Source organism: uncultured Mycobacterium sp., assembly GCF_964249325.1.
Taxonomy (GTDB): domain Bacteria; phylum Actinomycetota; class Actinomycetes; order Mycobacteriales; family Mycobacteriaceae; genus Mycobacterium.
Genome location: NZ_CAXUCH010000279.1, coordinates 1 through 5,161 on the forward strand (window position 1 = coordinate 1; position 5,161 = coordinate 5,161).

Here is a 5,161-nt window from a genome sequence, read left to right on the forward strand (position 1 = left end):
CAACCCGCCGCAACCAGGTCCCTTCACTCAACCAGTGCGGAAAACGGGCCTAGGGATGATTCGGTACCGCGCGGCAGGCTCCGCCGCACCATGCCGTTGGCCGCGTTCACTGCGCGGGCCGCGGGCGGACGGATGGTGGCCGCCCTGCGGGAGAAGACCGGCGACGCCGATGCCGTCAGCCGTTTTCACGACCGCACGGCGGCGCGCTACACCGAGCTACTTGGCCACTCCAAGGGCGTGCTTATGAAGGCTGGCCAACTGCTTTCCACCATCGAAACCAGTGCTATTGGCACCGGGGGGTTTTCCCCGTATCAAGCGGCGCTTGTTCGCCTGCAGGCGGATGCACCGCCGATGGATCCGGAGCTAGCCAAAGAAGTACTAGAGGCCGACCTTGGCCGGCCCGCCGCTGAAGTGTTCGCCGAGTTGACCCAGAAGCCAATGGCTGCGGCCTCAATCGGACAAGTACACCGCGCGGTACTGCACGACGGCCGTCAGGTTGCAGTCAAGATCCAATATCCGGGTGCTGCAGCGGCGATCCGCGACGACCTTGCCAATACCGAACTGCTAGCGACGTTCGTCCGTTTCGCATCCTCGGCATCTGGCACCGCAATACCCGATATACGGGAGGCGACGCGGGAGGTCGCTGAGCGCATCAGCGAGGAGATCGATTACCGTCATGAAGCCGCGAACATCACCATGTTCAGCGAGCTTTACCGCGGCCATCCCTTTATCCGGGTACCCGACGTCATCGCCGAGGCTTCTGGTGACCGGGTGCTGACCATGACCCATCTCGACGGGACGGATTGGGTTGCGGCGCAGAAGGCCGACCAAGAACTGAAGAACATTTGGGCCGAAGTGATCCATCGTTTTGTCGCGGGTTCTTACCGCTACGCGAATCTGTTCCACGCCGATCCTCATCCCGCGAATTTTCGCTTCAGGGCGGATGGCACGGTCGATTCGTCGACTTCGGCTGCGTCAAGGTCATTCCCGAGAACCAGCGCCGCGGGATCATCGGGATGGTTCGCGCTGCAATTGATGGCCGAACGTATGAATTCCACGACCTGCTGGTGGAATCAGGTTTCCTGCAAGAAGATTCCACTCTCACCGCAGACGCCGCATTCGCGTGGTTCGCCGAGCTGCTCTACGAGGTGCTTGCACCCCAGCCGGTCACATTCCGGCGAGACACCTCCGAACGGGCAATCCATGGCCTGCTTGATGTGCGCTCGCCTGACCATCCTGTCCGCCGCATGTCGGTGCCGGGCGATTTCGTTTTCTTGTCACGCATCAACCTCAGCATGAACGCAATATGCGCCGCCCTCGATGCAACGGTGCACGTTCGTGCGCTGGTAGACGACATGGATGGCGTGGCCGCACCGATCACGCCACTTGGCAAGCAGCATGACGCGTGGCTACGCCAACGTGGGTTGCCGTACGGATTGGAGGCCCATGACCACCCCTAGTACCACAGCACCACGCTTGCCCTGGGACCCCGCAGACCCCTACCCGTTCTACGAGCAGCGGCGTCGCGACGGCGACGTGGTGTGGGACGAAACGGCCCAGGCTTGGCTCGTTTTAGGCTACGACGCTGCGCGAGAAGTACTCGGCGGCTCCGGATGGACTAGCGATCCACGTGCCAATCCCAATGCGCGGGCGGCAATCCATTCGCTGGGTTCTGATTTGGTCGACCGCAACATGTTACTTTCCGACGGAGCACGTCACGATCGACTGCGCGGCGCTGTGCGTGACGTGTTCACCCGCTCTTTCATTGCAGGCCTCACCGCCGGCGTCGAAGCTATCGCCGCGGCGGTCATTGACCATCCCTTGACTGGCACAATGTTCGACTTCATGGCCGACATCGCGCAGCCCCTACCGATCGCCGTGATTGCGGCGTGGCTGGGGCTGGATGGCGTAACCGCAAAACTCTTGCGCGAGCAGTCGCCGGCGATCATCCGGATGCTGGGTGCTCTCGCCGACCCTGAGGAAATCGCCGCCGGCGCCGCGGCCTCGGCAACGCTCGTGACCGAGTTTCTTCCGCTGGCTGCCGAGCGCCGCTCCAACCCTGGCGACGACCTCCTCAGCCTCATCGCCTCCGACCCGGATTTGCTTCTCGACGACGTAGTCACCACGACCATCCTCATCGCGGTCGCCGGCCATGAAACAACCGCGAACCTCTTGGGAACCAGCATGCTTCGGCTTCTCTCGGTCGGGGCGGACGGCACCCGCCTCATCGATGGCATCGACTCAACCGACCCGTCACTGATCGCCGAACTGCTGCGCCTGGACGGCCCCGTACAGGCGGCCGCACGAACAGCGACCGAGGATCAGATAATAGGGGGCGTCGAAATAGCCTGCGGCGACTCAGCTCTTGTTGTTGTCGCCGCCGCCAATCGGGATCCGGCCGTTTTCGATGCGCCTCACGAATTCCGGCTTGGCCGAGGCAGACCAGCGCCACTGGCATTCGGATACGGTGCACATTACTGCCTGGGTGCGGCTTTAGCGCAATTGGAAACCTCGGTAGCGCTACCGATGATTCTCGCGCGTGATCCCGTCTTGGCCGGATCGCCAATCTGGCGTGACACTCCGGCGATCCGCGGACCCCTTGACATCCCGGTGATCTTCCGGCGGCCGTAGGGTTCCTGCCCGCGCAGCGATTGCTTGATATCGCAGCAGAGCTCCCCGATACGAATACAGCGTCAGGACCTAGGCATGGGCAAGCTGCACGGTATCGCTGTTCGCGTCATGTGGCCGCTGACCGGGCCACGGTATGGGATGTCATCTCGGATCATGCCGGCATGGCCGAGTGGACACCCTTTCGTAGATCCGTCGTCGAACGGCTTGGCGAGCAGCATCCGAACGGAACGGGAGCTGTGCGGGCGCTCTACTTGGTTGGGCCTCCGACGCGAGAGCAGATTATCGGGTTCGAGCCGCCGCGGCGATTACGCTACAAGCTTTTGTCCCGGTTGCCGTTTCGTGATTACGTGGGCGAAGTGACAGTCGAGCCCGACGGCACGGGCAGCCCGCTTTCCATCGAAACGAGCTTCCGAGCACGGATTCCCGGTTCGCAGGTCTTCGGGCCGATCGCTATTCGACTTGGCACCTACGGCGCCGCACGCCTAGCGGAAAAGCGCGGGAAGCAACGGCAGCGCTAGACATCCGACGTAGAACAGCCAGCAGATCAATGGCCGCGCTCGGCGATCTCGGCGAGGCGGTCCAGCGACGCCCGTAGCCTCTCCGGCGTCGTGCGGCGGGCGCGGGGAATACGGTTGCGATCGGTCCAGTCGTAGGTGTGAGTGACGCGCGTATGGGTTTTGTCGATCGGGTCCAGCTCCCATCTCCACAGGTGTCCCGGTGGGGGGCGGCCCTTTTCGGCGGGACGCCAGGCGATGCGTCGGCCCTCCTCGAACTCCACAACGTGGTTCTCCCGAAGGCTGCCGAGGGTGAGTTTCATGGTGAACACGTCTCCGACCTTTCGGACACGCTGTCCGGGTGCAGCTTCGGCGACGTTGTCGTTGCCGTCCCACCGGGGCTGCTGAGACGGATCGGCGATCAACTCGAAAATTGTTTCCGCCGCCGCAGCGATCTCGCGGCTCGCGCTGACCACACGAGGCAGTTCGGCGTCATCGGCCATGGCCTGATCCAAGCACTGCGGCTTAGAAGCGTGAGGGCAGGAGTCGAAATCGCGCATCTTAAACTGTTGGTACTGACATATCTTCCTGTAACGCCACGTGGCCGGCCGGGTTTATCCACAGTTGCGCGTTCATCAACAACTCTTGTTTCGAGAGGTTGCCGGCACGGGTTTTGTCAGCGGTGCTTCATAGCATCGAGGCATGGGTTCACGCATCAGCGCTGAGCAGGCACGGGAGCGGATCAGTGCTGCTCTGGACGCGATCGACGCTGCCCATGACGTTTTGCGTGACACGTCTTCGACTGTGGTCGGCAACAAATTCCGCGTCGACGTTGCCGAACGGTTGGAGACCCAGCACCGCGTGAACCGCGGGCTGATGTACCGGTTCTTCGGCGAGATCGCCGACCCGCCCGACGAGGCCGGGGCAATCCCGGTAGTGCGTGACAGGTTGTGGGCGCGGCTGCGCATCACGCCCAACGAAATCACTCGCCGATTCAAGCTCGCCGCGCGGATCCGGCCGCGCCGCTCGCTGACCGGGCCGCCGGTGCCTCCCGAGCTACCCGAGTTGGCGGCCGTCGTTGAGGCGGGTGCGGTCGGTGAGGACCACATCCGCGCGGTGTGCCGAGCGGTCGACGAACTGCCCAGCTGCGTGTCGCCGACCGATGCGGCAAGTGCCGAGCGCACGCTGGTCCAGCATGCGACCAAACTCGACGCCGGCGTCGTCGCCAAGCTGGGCCAGCGCATCGCCGACTACCTCAACCCCGACGGTCACTTCGACGACATCGACCGGGCCCGACGCCGCGGCCTGCGCTTGAGCCCGCAGGGACCCGACGGCATGTCACAGCTGAGCGGGTTAATCGATCCCGAGACTCGCGCCTATTTCGAAGCCATCGAAGCGGCGGTGCGGCCCGGCCGTCACCGACCGGAAACCGATCCGGAGCAGCGCGAAAACCGCACCCCGGCCCAGCGCTGCCACGACGCACTCAAACTCGGACTGCAAGCCGCGATCTCCTCCGGCAAGCTCGGTCCGCACCGCGGCCATCCCGTCACCGTGATCGTCACGACCACGCTGGCGGAACTTGACCAGGCCGCCCACGCCGTGGCTGACAAGTCGATCCACATGCCAGCACCCGCACGCACCGGCGGCGGGTCTCGACTGCCGATGCCCGATCTGATCCGCATGGCCGCCAAGGCAATCCACTACCTTGCGGTGTTCGACAACCACACCGAACGTCCGCTCTACCTAGGACGGCAAAGTCGGATCGCCACTGCCGACCAGCGGCTGATCTGCTATGCGCGCGATCGCGGCTGCACTCATCCCAACTGTCTGGAACCGGGCTATCACTGCGAGGTTCATCATTCGCCGGACTGGGCCCATGGCGGTCGAACCGATGCCGACAAGCTGTACTTCGGCTGCGGCTGCCACCACGGCATGGCAAGCCGCGGCGAGCGTCGCACCCAGGTCACGAAGAGTGGTCGGCTCGTTTTTTTTTAATGTTACGGCGAACAGGTTTTTATACACGCCCACCACCCCGA

The 5,161-nt window shown here is 63.7% G+C and carries 4 protein-coding genes and 1 pseudogene; 4 read left to right on the forward strand and 1 reads right to left on the reverse strand.

Translation table 11 applies throughout. The features are described 5' to 3' along the window. Positions 1-90 precede the first annotated feature (90 nt). The 3 genes and pseudogenes from ACFE99_RS22525 to ACFE99_RS22535 all read left to right on the forward strand — a co-directional run bounded on the left by ACFE99_RS22525 (position 91) and on the right by ACFE99_RS22535 (position 3,149). Positions 91-1,460 (forward strand): annotated as a pseudogene (locus tag ACFE99_RS22525) (ABC1 kinase family protein). Beyond that, the gene (locus tag ACFE99_RS22530) at positions 1,447-2,631 is read left to right on the forward strand and encodes a cytochrome P450 (RefSeq protein WP_375488733.1); all 1,185 of its coding nucleotides are present in this window, start codon (positions 1,447-1,449) and stop codon (positions 2,629-2,631) included. Before ACFE99_RS22525 ends, ACFE99_RS22530 begins: the two are co-directional and overlap by 14 nt. Positions 2,632-2,741: 110 nt before the next feature. Next, positions 2,742-3,149, forward strand: a complete 408-nt coding sequence (locus ACFE99_RS22535; RefSeq protein WP_375488735.1) for an SRPBCC family protein — start codon at positions 2,742-2,744, stop codon at positions 3,147-3,149. A gap of 26 nt (positions 3,150-3,175) precedes the next feature. On the opposite strand, the gene ACFE99_RS22540 is transcribed toward ACFE99_RS22535, so the two are convergent. Further along, positions 3,176-3,628: an SRPBCC family protein gene (locus ACFE99_RS22540; protein ID WP_375488737.1), complete on the reverse strand. Its 453-nt coding sequence runs from the start codon at positions 3,626-3,628 to the stop codon at positions 3,176-3,178. Positions 3,629-3,827: 199 nt separating this feature from the next. On the opposite strand from ACFE99_RS22540, the gene ACFE99_RS22545 reads away from it, so the two are divergent. Then, positions 3,828-5,120, forward strand: coding sequence for an HNH endonuclease signature motif containing protein (locus ACFE99_RS22545; RefSeq protein WP_375488739.1), 1,293 nt, complete (start codon positions 3,828-3,830; stop codon positions 5,118-5,120). Positions 5,121-5,161 lie beyond the last annotated feature (41 nt).

Coding starts and splice junctions, on each gene's coding strand:
- ACFE99_RS22530 (WP_375488733.1), top strand. CDS start 1,447: ATGACCACCCCTAGTACCACAGCACCACGCTTGCCCTGGGACCCCGCA.
- ACFE99_RS22540 (WP_375488737.1), bottom strand. CDS start 3,628: ATGGCCGATGACGCCGAACTGCCTCGTGTGGTCAGCGCGAGCCGCGAG.
- ACFE99_RS22545 (WP_375488739.1), top strand. CDS start 3,828: ATGGGTTCACGCATCAGCGCTGAGCAGGCACGGGAGCGGATCAGTGCT.